Source organism: Amycolatopsis sp. NBRC 101858, from assembly GCF_030269325.1.
Taxonomy (GTDB): Bacteria; Actinomycetota; Actinomycetes; order Mycobacteriales; family Pseudonocardiaceae; genus Amycolatopsis; species Amycolatopsis ponsaeliensis.
The window spans coordinates 217066-241123 of the sequence record NZ_BSTD01000001.1 but is presented as its reverse complement, the minus strand read 5'-3'; the positions used below and the strand labels follow the sequence as shown (position 1 = coordinate 241123).

At 69.6% G+C, this 24058-nt stretch carries 21 protein-coding genes, 2 tRNA genes and 1 pseudogene; 13 read left to right on the top strand and 11 right to left on the bottom strand.

Features of this window, described 5'->3' with window-relative positions:
* Positions 1 to 245: 245 nt before the first annotated feature.
* Positions 246 to 1025 carry a class I SAM-dependent methyltransferase gene (locus QSK39_RS01110; RefSeq protein ID WP_285475782.1) on the top strand — a complete coding sequence of 260 codons (780 nt, stop codon included), beginning with the start codon at positions 246 to 248 and terminating at the stop codon, positions 1023 to 1025.
* Between the two features lie 66 nt (positions 1026 to 1091).
* Here QSK39_RS01110 and QSK39_RS01105 read toward each other — a convergent pair whose 3' ends face one another.
* The 3 genes from QSK39_RS01105 to QSK39_RS01095 all read right to left on the bottom strand — a co-directional run bounded on the left by QSK39_RS01105 (position 1092) and on the right by QSK39_RS01095 (position 3818).
* The gene (locus QSK39_RS01105; protein WP_285475781.1) at positions 1092 to 2090 is read right to left on the bottom strand and encodes an ABC transporter substrate-binding protein; all 999 of its coding nucleotides are present in this window, start codon (positions 2088 to 2090) and stop codon (positions 1092 to 1094) included.
* Positions 2091 to 2429: 339 nt separating this feature from the next.
* Entirely contained in the window at positions 2430 to 3053 is a 624-nt protein-coding gene (locus tag QSK39_RS01100) for an NADPH-dependent F420 reductase (RefSeq protein WP_285475780.1), read from the bottom strand.
* Between the two features lie 30 nt (positions 3054 to 3083).
* The gene (locus QSK39_RS01095) at positions 3084 to 3818 is read right to left on the bottom strand and encodes an SDR family NAD(P)-dependent oxidoreductase (protein WP_285475779.1); all 735 of its coding nucleotides are present in this window, start codon (positions 3816 to 3818) and stop codon (positions 3084 to 3086) included.
* Positions 3819 to 3928: 110 nt separating this feature from the next.
* Here QSK39_RS01095 and QSK39_RS01090 point away from each other — a divergent pair, with 110 nt between their 5' ends.
* On the top strand, positions 3929 to 4537 hold the full coding sequence (locus QSK39_RS01090; protein WP_285475778.1) for a TetR/AcrR family transcriptional regulator: 609 nt from the start codon (positions 3929 to 3931) through the stop codon (positions 4535 to 4537).
* On the opposite strand, the gene QSK39_RS01085 is transcribed toward QSK39_RS01090, so the two are convergent.
* The 3 genes and pseudogenes from QSK39_RS01085 to QSK39_RS01075 form a co-directional block, all read right to left on the bottom strand.
* Positions 4519 to 5460, bottom strand: coding sequence for an SDR family oxidoreductase (locus QSK39_RS01085; RefSeq protein WP_285475777.1), 942 nt, complete (start codon positions 5458 to 5460; stop codon positions 4519 to 4521). The genes QSK39_RS01090 and QSK39_RS01085 overlap by 19 nt on opposite strands.
* 37 nt (positions 5461 to 5497) lie before the next feature.
* On the bottom strand, positions 5498 to 5821 hold the full coding sequence (locus QSK39_RS01080; protein ID WP_285478015.1) for an NADPH-dependent F420 reductase: 324 nt from the start codon (positions 5819 to 5821) through the stop codon (positions 5498 to 5500).
* A 68-nt stretch (positions 5822 to 5889) separates the two neighbouring features.
* Positions 5890 to 6087: pseudogene (locus tag QSK39_RS01075) on the bottom strand (NADP oxidoreductase); the annotation flags it as partial.
* A 90-nt stretch (positions 6088 to 6177) separates the two neighbouring features.
* Between QSK39_RS01075 and QSK39_RS01070 the strand changes: the two are divergent.
* The 7 genes from QSK39_RS01070 (at position 6178) to QSK39_RS01040 (ending at position 16848) form a co-directional block, all read left to right on the top strand.
* Entirely contained in the window at positions 6178 to 7146 is a 969-nt protein-coding gene (locus QSK39_RS01070) for a LysR family transcriptional regulator (RefSeq protein WP_285477893.1), read from the top strand.
* A 152-nt stretch (positions 7147 to 7298) separates the two neighbouring features.
* Entirely contained in the window at positions 7299 to 7874 is a 576-nt protein-coding gene (locus QSK39_RS01065) for a hypothetical protein (RefSeq protein WP_285475776.1), read from the top strand.
* A gap of 3 nt (positions 7875 to 7877) precedes the next feature.
* Positions 7878 to 9887, top strand: coding sequence for a flotillin family protein (locus tag QSK39_RS01060; RefSeq protein ID WP_285475775.1), 2010 nt, complete (start codon positions 7878 to 7880; stop codon positions 9885 to 9887).
* Entirely contained in the window at positions 9884 to 14755 is a 4872-nt protein-coding gene (locus tag QSK39_RS01055; protein WP_285475774.1) for a DNA repair ATPase, read from the top strand. The genes QSK39_RS01060 and QSK39_RS01055 overlap by 4 nt, the downstream gene beginning before the upstream one ends.
* 20 nt (positions 14756 to 14775) lie before the next feature.
* Positions 14776 to 15228 (top strand): hypothetical protein, encoded by a 453-nt coding sequence (locus tag QSK39_RS01050; protein ID WP_285475773.1) that lies wholly within the window; start codon positions 14776 to 14778, stop codon positions 15226 to 15228.
* A gap of 88 nt (positions 15229 to 15316) precedes the next feature.
* Positions 15317 to 15817 carry a SigE family RNA polymerase sigma factor gene (locus tag QSK39_RS01045; RefSeq protein WP_285475772.1) on the top strand — a complete coding sequence of 167 codons (501 nt, stop codon included), beginning with the start codon at positions 15317 to 15319 and terminating at the stop codon, positions 15815 to 15817.
* A complete protein-coding gene (locus QSK39_RS01040) occupies positions 15817 to 16848 on the top strand; it encodes a hypothetical protein (protein WP_285475771.1) in 1032 nt (343 codons plus the stop codon). Before QSK39_RS01045 ends, QSK39_RS01040 begins: the two co-directional genes overlap by 1 nt.
* Positions 16849 to 17098: 250 nt before the next feature.
* Here the strand turns inward: QSK39_RS01040 and QSK39_RS01035 are convergent.
* A tRNA-Lys gene (locus QSK39_RS01035) sits at positions 17099 to 17171 on the bottom strand.
* A gap of 166 nt (positions 17172 to 17337) precedes the next feature.
* On the opposite strand from QSK39_RS01035, the gene QSK39_RS01030 reads away from it, so the two are divergent.
* A complete protein-coding gene (locus QSK39_RS01030; protein WP_285475770.1) occupies positions 17338 to 18522 on the top strand; it encodes a L,D-transpeptidase in 1185 nt (394 codons plus the stop codon).
* On the opposite strand, the gene QSK39_RS01025 is transcribed toward QSK39_RS01030, so the two are convergent.
* On the bottom strand, positions 18519 to 18857 hold the full coding sequence (locus QSK39_RS01025) for a winged helix-turn-helix transcriptional regulator (RefSeq protein WP_285475769.1): 339 nt from the start codon (positions 18855 to 18857) through the stop codon (positions 18519 to 18521). The two genes, QSK39_RS01030 and QSK39_RS01025, sit on opposite strands and share 4 nt — an antisense overlap.
* Positions 18858 to 18976: 119 nt before the next feature.
* Between QSK39_RS01025 and QSK39_RS01020 the strand changes: the two genes are divergently transcribed.
* Positions 18977 to 19648: an alpha/beta fold hydrolase gene (locus QSK39_RS01020; protein ID WP_285475768.1), complete on the top strand. Its 672-nt coding sequence runs from the start codon at positions 18977 to 18979 to the stop codon at positions 19646 to 19648.
* On the opposite strand, the gene proP is transcribed toward QSK39_RS01020, so the two are convergent.
* The 3 genes from proP to orn form a co-directional block, all read right to left on the bottom strand.
* Positions 19645 to 21051 carry a glycine betaine/L-proline transporter ProP gene (proP, locus tag QSK39_RS01015; RefSeq protein ID WP_285475767.1) on the bottom strand — a complete coding sequence of 469 codons (1407 nt, stop codon included), beginning with the start codon at positions 21049 to 21051 and terminating at the stop codon, positions 19645 to 19647. The genes QSK39_RS01020 and proP overlap by 4 nt on opposite strands.
* Positions 21052 to 21169: 118 nt before the next feature.
* Positions 21170 to 21245: transfer RNA gene (locus QSK39_RS01010), tRNA-His, on the bottom strand.
* A gap of 76 nt (positions 21246 to 21321) precedes the next feature.
* Entirely contained in the window at positions 21322 to 21930 is a 609-nt protein-coding gene (gene orn / locus QSK39_RS01005) for an oligoribonuclease (protein WP_284743930.1), read from the bottom strand.
* 102 nt (positions 21931 to 22032) lie between these two features.
* On the opposite strand from orn, the gene QSK39_RS01000 reads away from it, so the two are divergent.
* Both QSK39_RS01000 and QSK39_RS00995 read left to right on the top strand, forming a co-directional pair.
* Entirely contained in the window at positions 22033 to 23571 is a 1539-nt protein-coding gene (locus QSK39_RS01000; protein WP_285475766.1) for a helicase HerA-like domain-containing protein, read from the top strand.
* 71 nt (positions 23572 to 23642) lie between these two features.
* Complete coding sequence (locus tag QSK39_RS00995) at positions 23643 to 24020, top strand: DUF3224 domain-containing protein (RefSeq protein ID WP_285475765.1); 378 nt, start codon at positions 23643 to 23645, stop codon at positions 24018 to 24020.
* The last annotated feature ends 38 nt before the right edge of the window (positions 24021 to 24058 follow it).

Below are 24058 nucleotides of genomic sequence, written 5' to 3'. Positions count from 1 at the left end.
TACTGCGCCAAGGTGATCGGCTCCGGTGTGCGACCATTCGTGGCAGGGTGGATAAGCCGATCAGCGTAAGTCTGCGGATTCCCCTGGTTTGACCGCGCTTTCCCTTCCCCGGTCCGATGTGGATGGTGTAAAGGCGCGGTCGCGCGGCCACTATGCGAGAAAAGGTGTTTCTGACCCTGTCGGACACGGGACGGCGAGCCGTACGATGCGTCGTCGCCCGATCTGATCGAATGAGGAAACACCGGATGTCACAGACCATCGGCTGGAACAACTTCGTCGACACCCAGGCGCAGGCCGAGCACCGCCGGCTCCACCTGCTGCAGGAGAGCTTCGACCCGTTCAGCTTCCGGCAGCTCGAGGACCTCGGGGTTCGGGAGGGGTGGCGGTGCCTGGAAGTCGGCGCCGGGGCGGGTTCGGTGGCGGCCAGGATGGCCGAGCTGGCCGGCCCGGAGAACGTGGTGGCGACGGACCTCAGCCTCGCGTTCCTCGGCCCGCTCGCCGACCTCGGGGTGACCGTGCTGCACCACGACGTCACCACGGACGACGCACCCGGGGAGTTCGACGTCATCCACACCCGGTTCGTGCTGGAGCACCTGCCCGGGCGCGAGGCCGTGATCGAGCGGCTGGCGTCGTGGCTCAAGCCCGGCGGGTGGCTGCTCATCGAGATCGGCACCACGCTGCCCGAGCTGTCGTCGCACCCGGCGACCCGCCGGACCATGACGGCGCTCTCGCGGGTCATGGCGGACCGGGTCGGCACCGACCCGGAGTGGGCTCGCACCCTGCCTGTGCCGCTGGAGGCAGCCGGTCTGGTCGACTGCGCGGCGGAGGGCGTGGTCCTGCCGGCGCGGGGTGGGCAGCCGCTGGCGGGCTGGCTCAAGAACACGACGAAGCTGGTCGAGGAGCACGCGCTCGCCACCGGCCTGGTCACCCGGGAGCTGCTCGACGAAGCGTACGCGACGTACGAGAGTCCGTCCTTTGTGGACTACAGCTGGATGACCGTCGGGGCGCGTGGTCGTCGCGGATGACCACTAGGCCGGCTTCCTCCCGGAACAGGAGGAAGCCGGCCAGGGCCGTGGACCCGGGTTCTCGCGTCAGCCGGTCGCCTGCGGGGCGATCATCGCCGCGGCGTCGACCTTGGTGTTGATCGCGCCCATCTGGAGCATCAGGTCGGGCACCCGCTGCAGGCGCCGGGCGTCCAGCTTCGCGCTGAAGCTGGGGAGGCCGAGCAGCTTGGAGGAGTCTTCGTCGATCTTGGCGTACTTGACCAGCAGCGGCTCGATCTTGGAGCGGTCCTTGTTCGTCTCACTGGTGGCGCGCTGCAGTGCGCGCTGGAAGGCCGCGAGGGTCTTCGGGTTCTCCTTGACCCACTTCGAGATCGCGCCGTAGCCGGAAAGCGGGAAGTCCTGCGTGGCGCCGGAGTTGACGTCGATCACCGGGATCGCGCCGGCGGTCTTGGCGGCCTGGGTGAGGAACGGCTCGGGCAGCAAGGCCGCGTCGACCTGACCCTGCGCCAGTGCCGCCGCGGTGTTCGGGAACGGGCTGGGGACCCAGATCACCTTGTCGATCGGGACGCCGTGGTCCTTCATCAGGGACTTCGCCAGCAGGTCGCTCGCCGTGTTCTTGGCGGTCATCGCGATCCGCTTGCCACCGAGGTCGTTGACCGTCTTCACCGGCGAGTTCGGCGCCGTGACGATCGCGACGGACTTCGGGCTGACCGAGGTCGCGTCCGCGACGAGCTGGAAGTCGGCCGTGCCCGTGCTCTTCGCGACGAAGAACGGCATGTAGCTCGAGATCGAGATGTCGGTCTCGCCGGAAATCGCTTTCGTCAGCGCCGCCTGGCCACTCGCGGCCATGACGGCCTCGACCTCGAGCCCTTCGGCCTTGAAGTAACCGGCGTCCTGGGCGAGCCACAGTGGAGCGGTGTCGACGGTGGGCAAGATCGCGACCTTGATCTTGGTCTTCTCCAGGCTGCCCCCGCTGGCCGAGGCGTTCGAGTCGAGCGCGCTGCAGCCGGTGAGGGCGGTGGCGGCGGCGACGGTGAGGGCGAGCCCGAGCGTGGCGCGGCGGGTGCGAACCCGGCCACTGCTCATGGCGTTTCCAAGCAAGACCTGCTCCTTGGGAGATTTGACAGTGGTGGACCGATCCCGGGGAAACGAAACTCATTCTCGGGAGTACGCGGGCCACTGTAGAGAAGGTGACGGCTCGCTCACAACGGGTAGGATCGGTTCTTCTGGGAGTGACGCGCGTCACTCTTTCGGCCTCTGGTCTAGACCCACTGCTCCGCTCGTTGTAGCCGCTCACCCAGCGTGGGAACAAGATCGTGAATATGAGATGTCGGCGCCGCTACATTGTGGACTTCCGCGTCGCCGGGCCCTGCGTGGTCGCCGTCGGCCGTGGACTGTCCGGAACGAACGGCCGGCGGTCAGGGCTCAGCCGGCGAATTCGTCGACGCCGAGGGCGAAGTCCCCGTGGCCGACCCCGTTGCCGGCGAGGCCGACCGTGACCACACCCACTCCTTCCAGCCAGTGCGCCATCTTCAGGCCGCCGACGTCCAGCGCGCGCAGCCCGAGGGTCTCGACGAACGCCGCCACGCCCGCCTTGGCCTGCGCACTGTCGCCGGCGATGAAGACGTCGGGCCGGCCCTTCTCCAGGGCACCCCGGAAGATCGTGTTGAACGCCTTCACCACGCCGGCGCTCGCCGGGGCCACCTTGGCGGCTTCCTGCGCGATCGAGGTCTCTTCGTTGTGGACCAGTCCGTCGAACGCGGCGTTGAAGGGGTTGCTGATGTCGACGATGACCTTGCCCGCGAGGGCGTCCCCGTATTCGGCGACGACCGGGACGACACCGTCGTGCAACAGGGCCGCGATGACGATGTCCCCGGCCGGGACGGCGCCCCAGTCGCCCCTCGTCGTGCCGCCGCCCAGCGCCTTGGCCAGGTCGTCGGCCTTGGCCTGGTCGCGGCCCATGACCTCGACGGTGTTGCCGCCCGCCACCGCGCGCGTGCCGATGGTGCGGGCCATGTTCCCGGTGCCGATGAGGGTGATGCTGCCCATGAGGTGTGCTCTCTTCCTGTTCTCGGGGGTTCAGATGGCGGTGGTGCCGCCGTCGGTGACCAGCTCCAGGCCGTTGACGTAGCTGGAGTCTTCGGAGGCGAGGAACAGGGCGACGGCGGCGATTTCCTCGGGCCGGCCCATCTTTCCGCGGGGGATGAGGGACTCGAACGCGGCCTTGGTCGCCTCGTCGAACAGTTCCTCCTGTTTGGCGGTGGCGACCTGGCCGGGGGTCAGGACGTTGACCCGGATCTTGCGGTCGCGCAGTTCGTTGAGCCAGACGCGGGCCCAGGCCTGCTGGACGGCTTTGCTTCCCGCGTACAGACTCCAGCCGGGGAAGGCGCCCAAGGAAGCGTTGGATCCGGTCATGAGGATCGAGCCGTGGTCGTTGATCAGCGGCAATGCCTTCTGGACGGTGAACAGGGTGCCGCGCGCGTTGAGCCAGAAGGCGCGGTGGAACTGGTCCTCGGTGATCTCGCCGAGGACGGCGGGTTCGCCCATCCCGGCGCTGGCCCACAGCACGTCGATCGAGCCCTTTTCCCGCTCGACGGTGTCGTACAAGCGATCCAGGTCGTCCAGTTCGGCCGCGTCACCCTGCACGGCGGTGACGTTGCGGCCGATCAGCTCGACCGCGTCGTCGAGTGCTTCCTGCCGCCGGGCCTGGATGAAGACGTGCGCTCCCTCGTCCACGAACAGCTTGGCGCCGGCCAGTGCCATGCCGGTGGACCCGCCGGTGATCACTGCCACCTTGCCGTCGAGCTTTCCCACGATCGCTCCTCTGTTATGTGTACCGATCTGTGTGGTTAACGTAGCGGACGGGTCACCCGAGGGGCAAGTTATGTACACCGATCGGTACTCGCGTCGGCTATGCTGGCCGCATGACGGAGTTGGAGAAGGGGCCTCGAGGCCGCCGCCGGGGCAGGGGCGCGCGCGAGCGGATCCTCGGCGCGTCACAGCAGCTGTTCCGCGACCAGGGCATCAACCGCACCGGCATGGACCAGCTCTGCGCGACGGCCCAGGTCTCGAAGCACACGGTCTACCAGCACTTCGCCGGCAAGGACGAACTGGTCGCCGAGTACCTGCGCCGCTTCGATCCCGACGTCCTGCCCGGGGTGTTCGACCGCACCGACCTCACGCCCCGCGAACGGCTGCTCGCCGCCTTCGACGTGCCGGCGTCCACCCCGCTGTGCCCGTACATCGGAGCGGCGGTCGAACTCCACGACCCCCGGCACCCGGCGGCCGAATGCGCGCGCGAATACAAGACCGCCATCGCCGCGCGGCTAGCCGAAACCGCCCGCGAGGCCGGCGCCACCGATCCCGGGCAGCTGGGCGAACAGCTGGCGCTGCTCATCGACGGCGCGTCGGCCCGCACCCGGGTGCTCGACAGCGATTGCTTCCCCGCAGCCGCCGCCATCGCCGCCGTCCTCATCGACAACGCCATCCCGGCCGGTGCCGCACGTCCTTTCCCTCAGGCAGCCGGGAAGTAATGACCGTTGTCCAGATCGGCCAGCAGGCCGGGCCGGACGGGCTTCCAGCCGAGGGTCCGGCGGGTGATGAGGCTGGACACCGGAAGATCGAGCGTGACCACGGCCGTGAGGAACCCGAAGTACCCCGGCAGCACCAGCTCGTCGGACGGAATGCGCACGGCGGGCACGCCCAGCCGGCTGCCGATCGCCTCCGCGATCTCGCGGAACGGGATGCCCTCGCCCTCGACCGCGTGCCAGTACCGGCCGGCCGGGCCCTTCTCCAGCGCCAGGCGGAACACGGAGGCGGCATCGCGGGCGTGCACCGCGTTCCACCGGTTCGCACCGTCTCCGGGGTAGCCGGCGAAGCCCTTCTCCCGCGCGACGGCGATCAGTGTGGTGAGGAAGCCCGCATCCGTCGTGCTGTGCACGATGGTGGGGAGTCGCACCACTGAAGACCGCACTCCCCGCTCGGCGAGGCCGGTCACGGCGGCTTCCACGACGTTGCGAGCCCGCAGGGTGCCCTTGTGCTCGTCGCGGACCGGAAGGGCCGGGTCCTCCTCGGTGGCCGGCCGGTGCAGGGTCCTCCCGTTCCCCGGCGAACCGATGCTCCCGGCCGCGACCAGCGGCTTTCCGGTTCCCGCCAGTGCCTCGCCGTACGCGTGCACGACCGGGAGCTCCGCGGCGGCCACCGCGTCCATCCCGCCGGCCGGAAGCAGGTCCTGCCGGTGCGCGACGTGGATGACGCCGTCGGATTCGGCGGCCGCCTCCTTGAGCCCGTCGAGATCCTCGAGGCTGCCGCGACGCACCTTCGCGCCGAGTGCGGACAACGCCGCCGCGGAGGCGTCCGACCGGGCCAGGCCGGTGACCTCGTGCCCGGCGGCGATGAGCTCCGGGACGACGAACGAGCCGGCGTGGCCGGTCCCGCCCGTGACGAAAACGCGCATGCTCGTGATGCTCCTTGTGGGGTGGGTGAGCCGGTGCTCAGTCGAGGACGGTGACGCCGAGCGCGAGGTTGAATCCCGCGCCGCTGCGGGCCAGGCCCATCAGCAGCAGGCCGGCACCTTCCAGCCAGTGCGCCATCTCCAGGCTGCCGGCATCCCGCGGGCGCAGCCCGAGGCTTTCGATGAACGCCGACACGCTCGCCTTGGCGCCCGCGTCGTCGCCGGCGACGAGCACGTCCAGCGGGCCACCCCGCGCCAGGACGTGACCGAAGACGGTGTTGAACGCCTTGACCACGTGCGCGCTCGCCGGGGCGGCCTTGGCGATCTCCTGCGCACCGGAGCCGCCCTCCGGGGTGACCAGCACGGTGTCGTCGGGGCCGGCGAACGTGTTGGAGAGTCGATGACGACCTTGCCGGCCAGCGCGTCCCCGTACCGGGTGACGACCGGCACGCCGCCGGCGTGCGGCACGGCGAGGACGACGAGGTCGCCGGCGGGGGTGGCGCCGAATTCTCCGGTCGTGGCGCCGCCGCCGAGCGCGGCGGCCAGGTCGGTGGCCGCGGCGGCGTCGCGGCCGATGACCTCGACGGTGTGGCCGGCCTCGATCGCGCGCGCTCCGATGGCGCGGGCCATGCTTCCCAGGCCGATGATGCTGATGCTGCTCATGATGTGCTGCTTTCCGGGAGTCGGGCGCTTGTGTTCCCGAGGCTGCCAGCGGCCCGAATGCGTGTCCAAGACCTCTTACAGCTGCTGCGATACCCTGAAGACATCGCCGGACCGGGAGGCGCCGTGGATCTGGACCTGCGCAAGCTGCGCTACTTCGCCGCCGTCGCCGACAAGCTGCACTTCGGCCGCGCCGCTGACGAGCTGCACATCGCACAGCCGGTGCTCAGCCGGCAGATCCGCGCGCTGGAACAGGATCTCGGCACCCCGCTGTTCACCAGGGACAGCCACGGCGTGGCGCTGACCGACGCCGGCCGGCAGCTGCAGGCCGACGCCGGCCCACTGCTGGCCTCCGCGCAAGCGGCGCGTCACCGGGTGACCGCGGCCGCGCGCGGCAGCCGGCGGCTGACGGTCGGCTTCCGGGCGGGCGTCACCGTAATCCCGGCGGTGCAACGGTTCGCCGCCCGGCACCCGGACGTTGTGGTTGACGTGCAACGGATCGAGTGGGACGACCAGGCCCCGATGCTCCTCGACGGCAGCATCGACATCGGCTACGTGCGCCTGCCCATCGACGAGACCGGCCTGCGCGTCGCCCCGCTCTACACCGAACCACGGGTGGTGGTGCTGCCCGCCGGCCACCGGCTGGCCGGCAAGGAGGAAGTCACCGAAGCCGACCTGGCCGGTGAGCCTTTGATCGGGCACGCCGATCCGGGCACGCAGCCCACCGGACGCCCACATCCCAACGCGGGACACGTGGTGCGCGGGGTGGAGGAAACGCTCGAGCAGGTGGCGGCCGGCCGGGGCATCTCGTTCCTGGCCCGTTCGGCGACGGTGTTCTACTCCCACCCGGACATCAGCTACGTGCCCATCCCGGACCTGGCACCCGAACAGGTGTGCCTCGCGACGGCGGCATCCCGCACCTCACCGATGGTCGCGGATTTCTTCACGGCGGCCCAGGAGGCGGCCGAGACCACGGCAGAATGCGGAAACTACGAAATGTGGCAGCGCGGCGGCGTGACCACGACCTAGCCCGGCGGAAGGCTCGACAGCTCCGCAGACCCGGACACCGGTGTGACCGGTTCGTGTCCGAAATGTTCTTCCCCGCCCTCGCCCGCCGGTTATAGTCGCTGGCCAGGGCTCTGGAGTGCCGGGCCCTTCCTTGGGGGAAGGAACGACGTCGGATGAGCGGGTTCGTCACCGCGGCTTTGGCATTTCCCGCCGTGCTCTTCAGCTTCCTGCTGATCGTCGTCATCGGGTACTGGGTGCTGGCCCTCGTCGGGGTGCTCGACGTCGAGGACGGTGACATCGGGTTCTTCGGCGGGGTTCCGCTGCCCATTTCGCTGTCGCTGCTCGTCGCTTTCAGCTGGTTTCTCAGTCTCGTCGGGACCGTTCTCATCGACGGCGTGAGCACGCCCTTGCGGGTCGGGCTCGGGGTGGGTGTCCTGCTGGCCGCTCTCGTGCTCGGGGCGCTCGGGACCCGGCTGGTCGTCGTGCCGTTGCGGCGCGTCTTCGCCGGGGCCGCGCCGAGCCGGCAGGACTTCGTCGGCCGGGTCGCCGTGGTCCGGACCTCGACCGTCACCGAGGACTTCGGGCAGGGCGAAGTGGCCGCCGCCGACGGGGCGTCGGCGATCATCTCCATCCGGCTCGCCGGCGAAGGCAACCTCGGGCTGGGCAGCCGCGTGGTCATCTACGACTACGACAGCGCGGGTGAGTTCTTCTGGGTCAGCCCGCTGGAACTCGAAGCAGAAAAGGACTGACGCATGGATGCCATCGGCCTGGGTGCCGGCGTGTTGATCGCCGTCGTGGTGCTGATCCTGCTGGTGCTGTTGTTCGTCGTGAGCCGGCTGTTCCGGAAGGTGCCGCAGGGCAAGGCGCTGATCATCTCCAAGGTGCGCAAGGTCGACGTCACCTTCACCGGCGCCGTCGTGCTGCCCGTGCTGCACAAGTCCGAGGTCATGGACATCTCGGTGAAGACGATCGACATCGAGCGCACCGGCCAGGAAGGCCTGATCTGCCGGGACAACATCCGCGCCGACATCCGGATTTCGTTCTTCGTGCGGGTCAACAAGACGGCCGAGGACGTGGTGAAGGTGGCGCAGGCCATCGGCACCGAACGCGCGAGCGACGAGACGACGTTGCAGGCGCTGTTCAGCGCGAAGTTCTCCGAGGCGCTGAAAACCGTCGGCAAGCAGCTCGACTTCGTCGACCTCTACACCAAGCGCAACGAGTTCCGCGACCAGATCATCCGCGTCATCGGCACCGACCTGAACGGGTACAGCCTCGAGGACGCGGCGATCGACTACCTCGAGCAGACGCCGATGACGTCGCTCGACGCGGCGAACATCCTGGACGCGCAGGGTATTCGCAAGATCACCGAGCTGACCGCGATCGAACACGTGCGCACCAACGAATTCCGCCGCCACGAAGAGAAGGAAATCACGCGCCAGAACGTCGACGCCCGCGAGGCGATCCTCGAACTGGAGCGGCGCCAGGCCGACGCGGAGATCAAGCAGCGCCGTGAGGTCGAGACCATGCGGGCGCGTGAAGAGGCGGAAATCTTCAAGGTGCAGGCCGAGGAGCGGCTCAAGGCGCAGGCCGCGCAGCTGCGCACCGACGAGCAGCTCGGTATCCAGCAGCAGAACCAGCAGCGTGAAATCGAAGTCGCCGGCAAGAACCGCGAACGCGTCATCGCCATCGAGTCCGAGCGGATCGAAAAGGACCGCCTCCTCGAAGTGATCGGCCGCGAGCGCGAGACCGAGCTTTCCCGGATCTCGAAGGACAAGGAACTCGAAACGGAGAAGCGGTCGATCGCCGAGGTGATCCGCGAACGGATCGCCGTCGAGAAGACCGTCGCGGAGCAGGAAGAGAACATCAAGAAGCTGCGGGTGGTCGAGGAGGCCCAGCGCACGCGCGAGGCCGTCGTCATCCGTGCCGAAGCCGAAGCGCAGGAGAACCTGGTCAAGGGCATCAAGGCCGCCGAGGCGTCGGAGCAGGCCGCCAAGCACAAGGCACGCGAGGAGCTGACCCTCGCCGAGGCGCGCCAGCAGACCGCCGAGCTGGAGACGCGGGCCAAGATCCGGCTGGCGGAGGGCATCCAGGCCGAGGAGGCCGCCGCCGGGCTCGCCGCGGCACTGGTCAAGGAGCGCGACGCCGACGCACTGGAGAAGGTCGGCCGCGCCGAAGCGATCGTCGAACGCGAGAAGGCGATCGTGGTCGCCGAGGCGCTGCGCGACAAGCTGAAGGGCGAGGCCGAGGGCCTCACCGAGAAGGCCGCCGCGATGGCCGCGCTCGACAGCGCGAGCCGCGAGCACGAGGAGTACCGGCTGCGGCTGGAAGCGGAGAAGGAGATCCGGCTGGCCGCGCTCGGCGTGCAGCGGGACGTCGCCGAGGCGCAGGCGACCGTGCTGAGCGTCGGGCTGGAGAAGGCCGACATCGACATCGTCGGCGGCGAGACCATGTTCTTCGACCGGATCGTCGGCTCGATCGGCCTCGGCAAGAGCGTCGACGGCTTCGTGCAGCACTCCGACGTCGTCCAGTCGCTCGCGCGGCCCTACCTCGACGGGTCGGCCAGCTTCACCGACGACCTCGCCAAGCTGATCGGCGCGGTGAGCACCGAAGACGTGAAGAACCTGACGCTGTCGGCCTTCCTGGCGAAGCAGCTGCAGGCCGGCGGCCCGGACACGGACAAGCTCCGTGAGCTGATGACCACGGCGCAGCGGCTCGGCCTCGCCGAGACGTCGGTCGCCACCGTCGTCGCCGCGAAGCAGTGACGACGGCCGAGACGGAGCTGGACGCGGGCACGTACGACGTGCTCCGCGTCCGGCTGGCCGCCCAGGCGGCCGAGCTGGCGAAACGCGCGGACGAGCTCAACGCGCGCCGGCTGGCGGTCTTCGGCAGCGCGCAGCTCGCGCTGATCGGCACCGAACGCATCCGCACCGCGAACAACTGCGTGCCCCGGGACATCGCCGCGGTCGGCGGGCGGATGTTGTTCGGCTACAACGTCTTCATCGGGCTCAAGCCCGAGACGGCGGTCGACGACGTCTTCTCGCTGCAGCGCTTCAGCCACGACGAAAACGCGTTCCGGTTCGACGACGTGAGCGCGCAGGACCTGCCCGAGCTGCTGCGGGACGAGCAGTTCGCGCGGGACTTCGGCGAGCTGTACCGGTACTACCGCCAGGCGAAGCTGCTGCAGCTGCGCCGGCTGGACGGGAAGCTGCTCGCGGTGTTCCAGATCGGCCCGCGCACCGAAGACATCCGGGTGCTGCGGTGGGGGATCGCGCCCGACGGTGCGGTGTCCTACCTGGACAACCGCGGTGAGCGCGACCACGTGTTCCCGCCGTCGCACGATTTCGAGTGGGTCGAAACCACGCGCGAGGACCACGTCCTCGGCCGGCACCCGCACATCTCGATCGAGGACGAGGTGTTCGTCGAGACCGTCGGCGGCAACCTGACGGTCAAGGTCGAAAACAACACCGAGACCGGCGCCGGCGTCTACGCCGAGCCGGTCGACGAGCCGTTGCAGAGCCTCGCCGACGCCGAGGTCTCCTACGCCCGGATCGGCCCGCTGATCCTGCTGCGCATGCTGCCGTACAAGGAAACCACCTACCGCTACCTGGTCTTCAACACGCGCACCCAGGACGTCGTGCGGCTCGACGGCATCGGGCAGGCGTGCCAGCGGCTGCCCGAGGACCACGGCATCATCTTCCCCGGCGGCTACTACCTCGACACCGGCGTGAGCAAGACGTTCGACACCACAGTGGACGGTCTCGAGTTCGAGCGCGTGATCCGCTCGCCCAACGGCGAGGACGTGCTGTACGTCTTCCACGCGCGGGCCGAGGGACGCTCGCTCCTCCTGCCCTACAACGTGATCCGCAAGGAGGTCGCCAACCCGATCCCGTGCCACGGGTACTCGCTGTTCGACGACGGCACGATGATCCTGTTCCGCGCGCTGTCCGACGAACCGAGCCGGGTGCACCCGATGCAGGTGTGGCGCACGCCGTTCCAGTCGGACACCTACGCCGCGTCCCAGCCCGCCGGGACCGGGCCGCTGGAGCGCGTCGGGAACGCCGATCTCGTCCGCGGGATCTCGGACTGCCTCTCGATCACGACGATGATCGCGGACATGGCGCCGTCGGCGGCGGTGTTCGAGGCGCTGATCGCCGCGTGCGCGCGGGTCTTCGACCACTACCACTGGCTCGGCGAGTCCGAGCTGGGTGATCTGCGCTCGCCGCTGTCCGACGTCCGGGTCACCGCCGAGCAGGTGCTGGACGAGTTCGAGACGGTCACTTCGCTCACCGCGCAGGCGGCCGAGGCCGTCGAAACGGTGGCGGCCGACACCGCGTCCCTCGTGCGGCGGGTCCGCGGCGAGGCCCTGCAAACGGCGGACGCGTGGGTGCGCCGCCTCGCCGAAATGCACCGGGCGCGGGGGCGCCTCGTCACCGTGCGGGAGCTGCGCTACGCCGACACCGCACGCGTCGACACGCTGATCGGCGAGCTGGACACGGAGTTTTCCGAGGCCGCGCACCGCGCTGTGCGATTCCTGCAGGGCGAGGAGGCGTTCACCGGCTACCACGCCGAGGTGGACGCGCTGGTCGCCGGGGCGGCCGCGATCGCGACGGTCGCCGAGGCCGGCCCGGTCGCCGAGCGGCTCGACGAGCAGTCAGCCGGCCTGGAGGTGCTCACCGACGTCGTCGGCGGGCTCGACATCGCCGATGCGGTCGTCCGCACGAAGATCCTGGAGCGCGTCGGCGAGGTGATCGGCGCCGTCAACCGCGCCAGGGCCACTTTGGACGCGCGGCGCCGGGAACTCCTGGAGACCGAGGGCCGGGCGGAGTTCGCCGCCGAGTTCGCATTGCTCGCGCAGGCCATCACGGGCGGACTCGCGGTCGCGGACACCCCGGAGCGTTGCGACGAGCAACTGGGCAGGCTGCTGCTGCAGCTGGAGAACCTCGAATCGCGGTTCGGGGAGTTCGACGACTTCCTGACTTCGCTCGGGGAGAAGCGCACCGACGTCTACGAGGCGTTCTCCTCGCGCAAGCAGGCGCTGCTCGACGAGCGGGCGCGGCGGGCCGACCGGCTCGTCGATTCGGCGGACCGGATCCTCGGCAGCGTGACCCGCCGGGTCGGTTCGCTCGGCTCGGTCGACGAGATCAACACCTACTTCGCGGCCGATCCGATGGTCTCGAAGCTGCGCAGCGTCGTCGAGGACCTGCGTGCGCTCGGCGACCAGGTCCGCGCCGAAGAGCTCGAAGGCCGGGTGAAGGCCGCCCGCCAGGAGGCCGGCCGGGGCCTGCGCGACCGGCTGGACCTCTACGGCGAGGGCGGCGAGACGATCCGCCTCGGCCGCAGCACCTTCGCCGTCAACACGCAGGACATCGACCTGACGATGGTGCCGCACGAGGGCGCGATGAAGTTCGCGATCACCGGCACCGACTACCGGGCGCCGGTGCGCGACGGCGTGTTCGAGGCGACGCGGCCGTACTGGGACCAGCTGCTGGTCTCGGAGTCGCCGGAGGTCTACCGGGCCGAGTACCTCGCGACGTCGATCCTCGCCGAACGGCCGGTGGCGGAGCTGGTCGAAGCCGACCTGCTCGACGTCGTGCGGAGCGTGGCCGGGGAGCGTTACGACGAGGGTTACGCGCGCGGGGTGCACGACCACGACGCGGCCGCGATCCTGGCTGCCTTGCTGCGCCTGCGGTCCGCCGCCGGCCTGTTGCGCTACCCGCCCGCGGCCCGGGCGGCGGCTCAGCTGTTCTGGGCCTTCGGCGCCGACGAACGGGCCAAGGCCGCGTGGACGACGCGGGCCGCGTCGCTGGGGCGGGTGCGGGAGGCGTTCGGCCACCCGAAGGCGATGGACGACCTGGCGCGGGAGCTCACGGACGCGATGACGGCGTTCCTCGACGGCGCCGGGCTGGGGCTCGAGGCCGAGTTCGCCGGGGAGTACCTGGTCGAGGAGCTCGCCGTCGCCCAGCCCGGGTTCGTCACCCACGGCGGCGCGCGCACGGTGCTGGACAAGTTCCGGCTCGACCGGCGGAGCTTCGCCGAAGACCTGCGTTCCCTCGACGCACTGGCGGACCGGTACCAGCTGGCCGACGCCTGGCTGCGGTCCTTCGTGGACGCCGCCGGGCTGCCGGCCGACGAGCTGCCGGAGGCCGTCGCGATCGAGCTGTGCGACCTCCCGCGGTACGACTCGTCGGCGACGCTGACGACCACTGTGGACGGTCTGCTCGGCTCGCACCCGCGGATCACCGGGCGGTCGGTGACGCTGCGGCTGGACGAGGTGCTGGCCAGGACGCACCGGTTCCGGCGTGATCGCGTGCCGGGGTTCCGCGCCTACCAGCGGCTGCGCAACGAGCTCGTCGCGGCCGAACGCGACCGGCTCCGGCTGGACGAGTACAAGCCGAAGGTGATGAGCGCCTTCGTGCGCAACCGGCTGCTGGACGAGGTCTACCTCCCGCTGATCGGCGACAACCTGGCCAAGCAGCTCGGCGCGACCGGGGACGCCCGGCGCACCGACCAGTCCGGCCTGCTCCTGCTGATTTCGCCGCCGGGGTACGGCAAGACGACGCTCATGGAGTACGTGGCCAGCCGGCTCGGGCTGGTGTTCGTGAAGGTCAACGGGCCGGCGCTCGGCCACGACGTCACCTCCGTCGACCCGGCCGACGCGCCCAACGCGACCGCGCGGCAGGAGGTCGAGAAGATCTCGTTCGCGCTGGAGCAGGGCAACAACGTGCTGCTGTACCTCGACGACATCCAGCACACGTCGCCGGAGCTGCTGCAGAAGTTCATCTCCCTGTGCGACGCGCAGCGGCGGATGGAAGGCGTGTGGGAGGGCCGCACGCGGACCTACGACCTGCGCGGCAAGCGGTTCGCGGTGTGCATGGCCGGGAACCCGTACACCGAGCAGGGCAAGCGGTTCCGCATCCCCGACATGCTCGCCAACCGCGCGGACGTGTGGAACCTCGGCGACGTGCTGTCCGGCAAGGAAGACCTCTTCGCGCTGAGCTACGTCGAGAACTCGCTGACGTCGAACTCCGTGCTGGCCCCGCTCGTCTCGCGGGAGCGGTCCGATGTGGACGTCCTGGTGCGGATGGCGCGCGGCGACGGTTCGGTGCGCGCCGACCAGCTTTCGCAGGCGTATTCGGCGACGGAGCTGGAGCAGATCCTCGCGGTGCTGCGGAAGCTCCTGCGGGTGCAGCGGACCGTGCTGGCGAACAACCGGGCCTACATCGCCTCGGCGGCGCAGGCGGACGCGTCCCGCACCGAACCGCCGTTCCAGCTGCAGGGTTCGTACCGGAACATGAACAAGCTGGCCGAGCGCATCGTGCCGGCGATGAACGACGCGGAACTCGAGGCCCTGATCGACGACCACTACGCGGGCGAGGCGCAGACACTGACCTCGGGCGCCGAAGCCAACCTGCTCAAGCTGGCCGAGCTGCGCGGACGCCTGTCCGAGGAGCAGGCCCGCCGGTGGACCGACGTCAAGGCGGCGTACCTGCGAGCCCAGGCACTGGGCGGCGACGACGAGGATCCGATGAGCCGCGCGGTCGGCGCGGTGGGCTTGCTGGCCGACCGGGTGGGCGCGGTCGAAACCGCCATCGAACGCGCGGGGCAACGGCTTGTGCGTGAGGAAGCTTGATCGAGCCGGGGGGAGTGGGGATGCCACGCCTGATCACCGCCGTCGAGGACACCGTCGACGTCGAGTACGGCCAGTTCGTGCTCCAAGAACTCCCCTTGGTCCGCAACGCGCTCAGCTTGTCCCCTCCCGCTGGGCCCTGGATCGGCGTCGGCGGCCCTGGCGGCCTGCTCCTGCACAGCGCCGCCACCGACCACGCACCGGCCGTCCGCCTCGAAACCTGGGACAGCGCACCACCCGGCGAGCCGGACTCCGCGGCCTGGGACCACGTGCTCGAGCTCGCCTGCGACCTCACCACCGAGGTGCGGCTGCAGTCCGTGACGGCGGCCCCGGGCGACCACACACTTTCCCTTCCCCGTCCTGGCCCGCACCGCGCCCGGGTCCACGTCGGCAACCAGCGTGGCACCGCCCAACTCGGTGAAGGCAGCTTCGCGACAGGCATCGAACGGTGGTTGATCCAGCTCTGGCCTGCCTGAGCGCGCGGAGATCGTCTCCGCCGCCAGATTCTTGAAGAAGTTCTGCGCGGAGGTACACGGATCGCGCGCGGCGGCAGTCTTCCTAGTGATGGCTGACTACGAGGACTTCGTCCGGGCGCACCTGCCGCGGTTGCTGCGCTACGCGACGATGCTGACCGGGGAGCGGGAACAAGCCGCTGACCTGGTGCAGGACGTGCTGGTCAAGGCGTACCGACGGTGGTCGAGGGTCAGCGACGCCGATCACCCCGACCGCTATGTCCTGCGGATGGTGACCAACGACTACCTCTCCTGGCGGCGCAGCAGATCGGCGCGGCTGATCTCCGTCGGCGACCCGCCGGACGAGGCGCGGCCGGATGACTTCGCGTCGGACCACGCGGCCCGCGAGGACATGTGGCAGCGCCTGGCGCGGTTGCCCCGGCGCCAGCGCGCGGTCGTGGTGCTCCGGTACTACGAGCAGCTCGCCGACGCCGACATCGCCGACCTGCTCGGCTGCGCCCAGGCCACCGTGCGGGCCCACGCCCGCAAAGCCCTGACGACCCTGCGACACGGCCTGGGCATCGACCGGATGGCCCAGGCGAAGGAGAGCTGATGGATATCGAGAACCTGATCAAGGACACCTTCACCGCCCACGAGCAGGACACCCCCGACAGCGACCGGGTGCTGGCGGCCACGCGTGAGCGCCTCGACCGCAAGCGCGCCGTGGTGAGCCGTCCGCTCGCGGCCGGCGCCGGGGTGGTCCTGCTCGTCCTGGCCGCGGTCGCCGTCGTCGTGCTGAACCGGCCCGCGCACGACAACCAGGTGGCCACGGGCGCCGGTCCGGCTGCCGGTCCGGCCGCCGTCGCGGCACCGGCCAAGCCGGGCATCGCGGACCTGACCATGCCCTTCTCGCTCGGCTGGCTGCCGCCGGGCAAGGCCGACTACCTCGCGCGCCGGATCAACATCGGCGGCAGCGCGGCCAAACCCGACAAGCCGGTGTACGGCGGCGAGTACATGCTCACCGTGACGTCGGGGCGTCAGGCCCTGCTAGTGGACGTGCAGGAAATGCGGTCGATGCCGGTCGGGCACGCCGCCTTCAAGTCCGGTCCGGGCCAGCCCGTCACCATCGGCGGCCGGGCCGGGGTGGAGAGCTCGCACTCCGGCGGCCCGGGCGGTTACGAGGTGTACCTGACCCACCCCGAAGGCGGCTCGCTGTACGTCAACGTGGCCGCGCAGCCGGGCAGCACGGCGCCGGCGCAGCAACTGATCGACGCGGGCCGCCGCGTCGCGGAGAACATCGCCTTCCCGGGCAAGACGACCGTCACCCCGGCGTTCGGCCTCGGCACGCTGCCCGACGGCCTGCGGATGTGCGCGTTCGACGTCGAGGAGGCTTCGCGCACGGCCTACTCGGTGGGCACGTGCAGCACCCTGCCCCCGATCCAGGTGCGCAGCGACGAGTCCAGCCAGGTGCGCGGCACAGCGGGCCAACAGGTCCAGGGACACGCGACCCGCTACGTGGACGAGAACGGCTACCGCACGCTCTGGATCCTCAAGGCGGTCCACGACGAGCCGATCGCCGTCGCGGGCCCCGGCGAGCTGACGGAGCTGTACGCGATCGCCGACCACCTGGTCCTGCCCCACTAGGGGTCCCGTGGGTCCTCTTCGGACACGACCGAGGAGGACCCACGGTCGTCGGTGGACCGATGGTTCCCGGTGCAGGCTGTTCGACGGGGCCGGCGCTGAGCTGCCCACCTTTTTGTTGCGCACCAACGGGAACGGCCGACAAGGAGGCTGGCCCCGGTCATCCTCCAAGGGCTCCGTACGTCGCCGATGGAGTGCGTCCAGAAACCACAAAACCCCAGGTTGAAGAGATCTTCAACCTGGGGAGTGGGTGTGCGCCATCAGGGACTCGAACCCCGAACCCGCTGGTTAAGAGCCAGCTGCTCTGCCAATTGAGCTAATGGCGCCGGTGTCTGCCGGAGGTTTCCCTCGGCGACGTGGAAAACATTAGCACCCGGTTCCGGGCCCCGTTTCAGGGGGGTCCCGTTAGCCGGTTGGGGCGTTGCCACCCCGGTGTCGGGGCTGGTCGGGCACACTGTAGTCGGACATCGACGGCGAACCAGGCAGGTGCGTATGACGAGTGCGGGGGTGCGGCTGCTCTTGGCCGCTGGGGTGATCGGCCTCACGGTGGCCGGCTGTAGCAGTAGCCCTTCGAGTGAACCTGCGAAGGAGACGGCGTCTTCGAGTGCCCCTAAGCCCGCGCCGAAGCCTGCCGCGCTCGCGCTGAGCCCTGCGAAGGATGCCAAGGACGTCGCGCCCGGTGAGCCCGTCACCGTCGCCGTCACCGACGGCAAGGTCGGGGACGTCAAGCTGACCGGGCCCGACGGCAAGGTCGTCGCCGGGAAGGTGCGTGCCGACGGCTCCGGGTGGGACTCCGCCGAGCCGCTCGGTTACAACAAGACCTACCAGCTGATCGCCACCGCGACCGGCTCCGACGGCAAGCCGGTGACGCAGGAGTCGTCCTTCAGCACGGTCAAGCCCGCGAGGCAGCTCGGCGTCTCGGTGAACCTCGAAGACGGCGAGACCGTCGGCGTCGGGATGCCGCTGATCTTCACCTTCAGCGGGAACGTCGCCGACAAGGCCGCCGCCGAGAAGGCGCTCAAGGTCACCGCGGAACCCGCCACCGAGGGCGCCTTCCGCTGGTCCGGCGACAAGCAGGTGACCTGGCGGCCGAAGGACTACTGGAAGAGCGGCACCAAGATCAAGGTCGACGCCGCCGTCTACGGCAAGGCGCTCGGCAAGGGCAGCTACGGCCGCGAGGACAAGAAGATCACCGGCACGATCGGCGACAAGCTCGTCGCGGTCGCCGACGGCCAGACGCACCAGATGACCGTCTCGATCAACGACAAGGAGGTCAAGACCATGCCGACCTCCATGGGCAAGCCCGGCCACAACACCCCGGCCGGCACCTACACCGTCATGAGCGAGCACACCGGCTACACCATGAACTCCGCCACCTACGGCGTCCCCGAGGACGCTCCCGGCGGCTACAGCACCTACGTCCAGTACGCCATCCGCCTGTCCTACAGCGGCATCTTCTACCACTCCGCGCCGTGGTCGGTGCGGCAGCAGGGCCACAGCAACGTCAGCCACGGGTGTCTCAACCTGTCCACCGACAACACGAAGTGGCTGATGGACACCTCCAGGAAGGGCGACATCGTCACCGTCCGGAACAGCGGGGGCCCGAAGCTCGAGCCCACCGACGGCTGGAGCGTCTGGCAGCTGTCCTGGGACGAGTGGCGGACCGCCGCGAACTAGCGGTTGTCGTACGCCTCGCGGGCGGCGTCGATGTGCGGCAGGTGCTCGATGCTCCACGCCAGCAGCGGCGCGGTGGCTTCGCGCAGGGTCCGGCCCATCGGCGTCAGCTCGTAGCTGACGTGCGGGGGCATGACGGCGACGACCGTGCGCGTCACGATCCCGTCGCGCTCGAGGTCGCGCAGGGTGACGGTGAGCATGCGCTGGCTGATGCCGTCGACGGACCGCTTGAGCTCGGTGAAGCGCCGCGGTCCGTCCTTGAGCATGCGCACGACCAGCATCGCCCACTTGTCCCCGACGATCCCGAGGACCTGGCGGGCCTTGCAGGGGTCGTCCACGGTTACCTCCTGAGAACCCGGGCACCAATTAGTGCCGTATTGCCCGGTGCGCGCCGTGTGGATCACGATGGTTCCGGTTACCGAATGGTACCGAGGAACCAAAGAGAACCGAGGCAAGCATGGCAACATTTCTGCTGATCCACGGCGCTTGGCACAGCGGGCGCTGCTGGGATCGGGTGGTCCCGCGGCTGGAAGCCGCCGGACACCGGGTGCTCGCGCCGTCCCTGACCGGCTACGGGGACCAGGCCCACTTGCTGAGCCCGGAAGTCGGGCTCGGCACCCACATCGACGACGTCGTCCGCCTGCTCGAGGACGAGCACGACGTCGTGCTCGTCGGGCACAGCTACGCCGGGATGGTCATCTCGGGAGCCGCCGACCGGGCGCCGGAGCGGATCGCGCGCCTGGTGTTCCTCGACGCGATGGTCCCCGAAGACGGCGAGACCGCGGCCGACGTCATCCCCGTCACGAAACAGCTGGTCGACAGCGCCGTCGACGGCTGGCGGGTGCCGCCGATGGGCCTGTTCGGCGTCACGGATCCCGACGACGTCGCCTGGCTGCGCGCGATGCTGTCCGACCAGCCGGTCCGGTGCCTCACGGAGCCCGTCCGGCTGGACAACCCGGCGGCGAAGGCGATCCCGCGCACGCACATCCACTGCGTCGGCGGGGAACCGTCGGGGATCGCCAGGCGGCCGGTCCCGGCGGGCGAGCCGGTGCGCGAGCTGCCGACCGGGCACGACTGCATGATCACCATGCCCGCCGAGCTGACCGGGCTCCTGCTCGAGGCGGTTTAGGACTTCGACTCGCGGACGAGCTCCCGCGCTTCCTCTTCGGTCGCCACTGCGGGACCCGAGCCCCAGAGCGGCTTGTTCGCCGTCTCACGGCTGAAGTAGACCGCGACGGCGCCGACCGCACCGGCGGCCATCATGTACCAGGCCGGCCAGAAGTCGTGGCCGGTCGCGGAGATCAGCGACTGCATCACCAGCGGCGTCGTGCCGCCGAAGAGCGACACGGAGATGTTGAACGCGATCGACAGCGCGCCGTAGCGGATCGCGGTCGGGAACAACGCCGGCAGTGCGGCGGGCATCGAGACCTCGAAGCAGAGCAGCAGCAGGCCGAGGCCCATCAGCCCGAGGAACGTCAGGACCAGGCCGCCGTCGTGCACCAGCAGCATCAGCGGCCAGGACAGCACGACGAAGCCGAGGCAGCCGGCCATCATCACGGGCTTGCGGCCGACGTGGTCGGTGATCCGGCCGCCGACCAGGATGATCAGCATCATCACGACCATGACGACGATGATCAACAGCAGGCCGTGGGTGGCGTCGAGGTGCAGCTGCTCGGACAGGTACGTCGGCATGTACGACAGCAGCATGTAGTCGGTGACGTTGAACACGAGCACCAGGCCGACGCAGATCAGCAGTGCCGGCCAGTAGTCGGTGAACATCTTCCAGAACGGCTCGCCGGAGCGTCCGCGCTTCTCGGACTCTTCGGCGTGCTTCTGGAACGCGGGCGTCTCCTCGAGCTTGAGCCGCAGGTAGAGGCCGATGATGCCGAGCGGCCCGGCGACCAGGAACGGGATCCGCCACCCCCAGTCGAGCAGCGTCTCGTGCGGGACCCAGGCCTTCATCCCGGTGACGACGGACGCGCCGAGCACGTACCCGGACAGCGTGCCGAACTCGAGCCAGGAGCCCATGAAGCCACGGCGTTTGTCGGGGGAGTACTCGGCGATGAACGTCGTCGCGCCGCCGTACTCGCCGCCGGTGGAGAACCCCTGCACCATCCGCGCGACGACGAGCAGGATGGGCGACCAGACGCCGATGGAGGAGTAGGACGGGATCAGCCCGATGCACAGGGTCCCGATCGCCATCATGATCATGGTGACGGCGAGGACCTTCTGCCGCCCGATCCGGTCGCCGAGGGGGCCGAAGACGAGCCCGCCGAGCGGCCGCATCAGGAAGGCGGCGGTGAAGGCGCCGAAGGTCCCGATCAGCCGGACGCCGGGCGAGACCGTGGGCGGGAAGAAGACCTCGGCGATGGTGTCGGCGATGTAGGCGTAGACGCCGAAGTCGAACCACTCCATGGCATTGCCGAGTGCGGCGGCCCCCACCGCCCGCTTGAGCAGCGATCGGTCGACGACGGTGATGTCCTCGTACCGCAGCTTCTTCTTCCGCCTGATCTTCGGTGCTGAACGTGCCACCTGAACACCGTGCACCGGCGATCGGCCGTTCGCACGCTGAGCCATCCGGTCGTGAGGGTTGCCACCAATGGCCGAGGACAGCAAAAACCCCAGCTCGAAAAGTTCCGAACTGGGGTGTTGGGGTGAGCGACGGGTTTCGAACCCGCGACCTCCTGGACCACAACCAGGTGCTCTACCAGCTGAGCTACGCCCACCATCAGCGAGGGAACCGCGTGCGATCACCTCGATGGCAGTAATCGTAGCGGGTGCCCTCGCCGGGGTTGCAGGGGGTTACCTCTGCAACTGTTCCTGCACTTCAGCGGCCGCCGCCTTGGCTTCGTCGCTGGTCGGGCCCGGCTGGGGGACGAAGGCGACGCGCCGGTAGTAGTCGAGTTCGCCGATGGATTCCTTGATGTCGGCGAGCGCCCGGTGCGCGAGGCCCTTCTCCGGCTTGGCGTAGTAGATCCGCGGGTACCAGCGGCGGACGAGCTCCTTGACGGACGAGACGTCGACCAGGCGGTAGTGGAGGTGGGCGTCGAGCGCCGGCATGTCGCGCGCGATGAAGCCGCGGTCGGTGGCGATCGAGTTGCCCGCGAGCGGCGCGGTGCCCGCTTCGGGGACGTGCTCGCGGATGTACTCGAGGACGCGGCGTTCGGCCTCTTCGAGGGTGACGCTGGAGGCGCGGACCTCTTCGGTGAGGCCGGAGTGGGCGTGCATCTCGCGGACGACGTCGGGCATCCCGGCGAGTTTTTCCTCGTCGGCGTGGATGACGATGTCGACTCCTTCGCCGAGCACGTTCAGCTCCGCGTCGGTGACGAGGGCGGCGATTTCGATCAACGCTTCCTTGCCGAGGTCGAGCCCCGTCATTTCGCAGTCGATCCAGACTAGGCGGTCGGTCACCTCGTGACCCTAACCCGACACGGGGATAAGAGCGGCGTTACCTGCGCGTACGGCGCGTTACGCTCGCGGTGTGGTGCAGGACACACGATCGGGGAGCTGAGAGTGACCGAGCAGGGGTCGCCGGCGAGCGAGATCGCCGCTGGTTATGCGAGTGAAGGTGCCGCGCTGGAGCTGGGCGCGGTGGTGATCGACGGCAAGACGGACGCCGCGGCCGCGGTGCGCCTCCCGCTGGCGACGCTGAACCGGCACGGCCTGGTCGCGGGCGCGACCGGGACGGGCAAGACGAAGACGTTGCAGCTGGTCGCGGAGCAGCTGTCGGCGGCCGGGGTGCCGGTGGTGCTGGCGGACGTGAAGGGTGACCTGTCCGGGCTGGCCGCGGCGGGCGAGGCGAACGACAAGGTGTCCAAGCGCGCGCAGGAGCTGGGCGACGACTGGGCCGGCACGGCTTACCCGGTGCAGTTCCTGTCGCTGGGCACCGGCGGCAAGGGCTCGCCGATCCGGGCGACGATCACGAGCTTCGGGCCCGTGTTGCTGTCGAAGGTGCTCGGGCTCAACGAGACGCAGGAGTCGACGCTCGGGCTGATCTTCCACTGGGCCGACCAGCGCGGGCTCGCGTTGCTGGACACGAAGGACCTCCGGTCGGTGATCACGCACCTGACCAGCGACGAGGGCAAGGCGGACCTCAAGGGCATCGGCGGGGTCTCGGCGGCGACGGCCGGAGTGATCCTGCGCGCGCTGTCCAACCTGGAGGCCCAGGGCGGCGAGGACTTCTTCGGCGAGCCGGAGCTGGACGTCCACGACCTGATGCGGCAGGCCGACGGCAAGGGCGTCGTCACGCTGCTGGAGCTGGACAACCTCCAGTCGAAGCCGGCGCTGTTCTCGACGTTCCTGATGTGGCTGCTGGCCGAGCTGTTCGAGGAGCTGCCCGAGGAGGGCGATCTCGACCAGCCGAAGCTCGTCTTCTTCTTCGACGAGGCCCACTTGCTCTTCAACGACGCGTCGAAGGCGTTCCTCGAGCGCATCGAGCAGACCGTGAAGCTGATCCGTTCGAAGGGCGTCGGCGTGTTCTTCTGCACGCAGCTGCCCACGGACATCCCGAACAACGTGCTCTCCCAGCTGGGCGCCCGGATCCAGCACGCGCTGCGGGCGTTCACCCCGGACGACCAGGCGGCACTGGCCAAGACGGTCAAGACCTACCCGAAGACGAAGTTCTACGAGCTCGACACGGCGTTGACGTCGCTGGGCATCGGCGAGGCGATCGTCACGGTGCTGTCGGAGCGGGGCGCGCCGACGCCGGTGGCGTGGACGCGGCTGCGGGCGCCGCGGTCGAAGATGGGCTCGATCGGGCCCGAAGCCGTCGCCGCCGCGGTCGCTTCGTCGGACCTGCACGCGAAGTACGCCGAGACGATCGACCGGGAGTCCGCGTACGAGAAGCTGGCCGCGAAGGTCGCCGCGCCGGCTCCGGAGGCCGCGCCCGACGCTCCGCCCGCGCCTCCTCCCGCTCCCGAGAAGGCCAAGGACGACCCGGGGTTCATCGAGTCGGCGATGAAGAACCCGGCCGTGAAGTCGTTCATGCGGTCCGCCGCGAGCGCACTGGGCCGGGAGATCACGCGCGGGCTGTTCGGCAACCGGAAGCGGTGAGGAATACCTGACGCGATCTGTCAGGTATGGCTGCGAAGCTCGGCTCACCTTCGAGACAGGGGAAACCAGCCATGACCAGCACTGCCACCGCGTCGTTCGTCATCGACAAGTGGGAGCCGCAGGCGACCGACGAGGCCGCGGGGACCGAGTTCGCCCGGGTGGCGATCGCCAAGACGTTCACCGGAGCGGTCGAAGGGACCAGCACCGTCGAGATGCTGACGGCGTCCAACGCGACTTCGCGCGCGTACGTCGCCTTCGAGCGCCTCGCCGTCTCGGTCGACGGCCGCAAGGGTGCCTTCGTCCTGCACCACACGGCCGACGAGTCCGGCCTGACGCTCAAGATCCTCACCGGCTCGGGCTCGGGCGAGCTGACCGGGATCTCCGGCACGGCTCGCATCGACATGGACGCCGAGCAGAACCACACGCTGACGCTGACCTACGACCTGTAGACAGCGCGAAGGCCGTTTCGAGAGCCCCCGATTGACTC

What these genes read in the sequence shown, in the direction of transcription:
- QSK39_RS01110 (WP_285475782.1), top strand. Translation starts at nt 246, where the DNA reads ATGTCACAGACCATCGGCTGGAACAACTTCGTCGACACCCAGGCGCAG.
- QSK39_RS01105 (WP_285475781.1), bottom strand. Translation starts at nt 2,090, where the DNA reads ATGAGCAGTGGCCGGGTTCGCACCCGCCGCGCCACGCTCGGGCTCGCC.
- QSK39_RS01100 (WP_285475780.1), bottom strand. Translation starts at nt 3,053, where the DNA reads ATGGGCAGCATCACCCTCATCGGCACCGGGAACATGGCCCGCACCATC.
- QSK39_RS01090 (WP_285475778.1), top strand. Translation starts at nt 3,929, where the DNA reads ATGACGGAGTTGGAGAAGGGGCCTCGAGGCCGCCGCCGGGGCAGGGGC.
- QSK39_RS01085 (WP_285475777.1), bottom strand. Translation starts at nt 5,460, where the DNA reads ATGCGCGTTTTCGTCACGGGCGGGACCGGCCACGCCGGCTCGTTCGTC.
- QSK39_RS01070 (WP_285477893.1), top strand. Translation starts at nt 6,178, where the DNA reads ATGCGTGTCCAAGACCTCTTACAGCTGCTGCGATACCCTGAAGACATC.
- QSK39_RS01065 (WP_285475776.1), top strand. Translation starts at nt 7,299, where the DNA reads ATGAGCGGGTTCGTCACCGCGGCTTTGGCATTTCCCGCCGTGCTCTTC.
- QSK39_RS01060 (WP_285475775.1), top strand. Translation starts at nt 7,878, where the DNA reads ATGGATGCCATCGGCCTGGGTGCCGGCGTGTTGATCGCCGTCGTGGTG.
- QSK39_RS01050 (WP_285475773.1), top strand. Translation starts at nt 14,776, where the DNA reads ATGCCACGCCTGATCACCGCCGTCGAGGACACCGTCGACGTCGAGTAC.
- QSK39_RS01045 (WP_285475772.1), top strand. Translation starts at nt 15,317, where the DNA reads ATGGCTGACTACGAGGACTTCGTCCGGGCGCACCTGCCGCGGTTGCTG.
- QSK39_RS01040 (WP_285475771.1), top strand. Translation starts at nt 15,817, where the DNA reads ATGGATATCGAGAACCTGATCAAGGACACCTTCACCGCCCACGAGCAG.
- QSK39_RS01030 (WP_285475770.1), top strand. Translation starts at nt 17,338, where the DNA reads ATGACGAGTGCGGGGGTGCGGCTGCTCTTGGCCGCTGGGGTGATCGGC.
- QSK39_RS01020 (WP_285475768.1), top strand. Translation starts at nt 18,977, where the DNA reads ATGGCAACATTTCTGCTGATCCACGGCGCTTGGCACAGCGGGCGCTGC.
- QSK39_RS00995 (WP_285475765.1), top strand. Translation starts at nt 23,643, where the DNA reads ATGACCAGCACTGCCACCGCGTCGTTCGTCATCGACAAGTGGGAGCCG.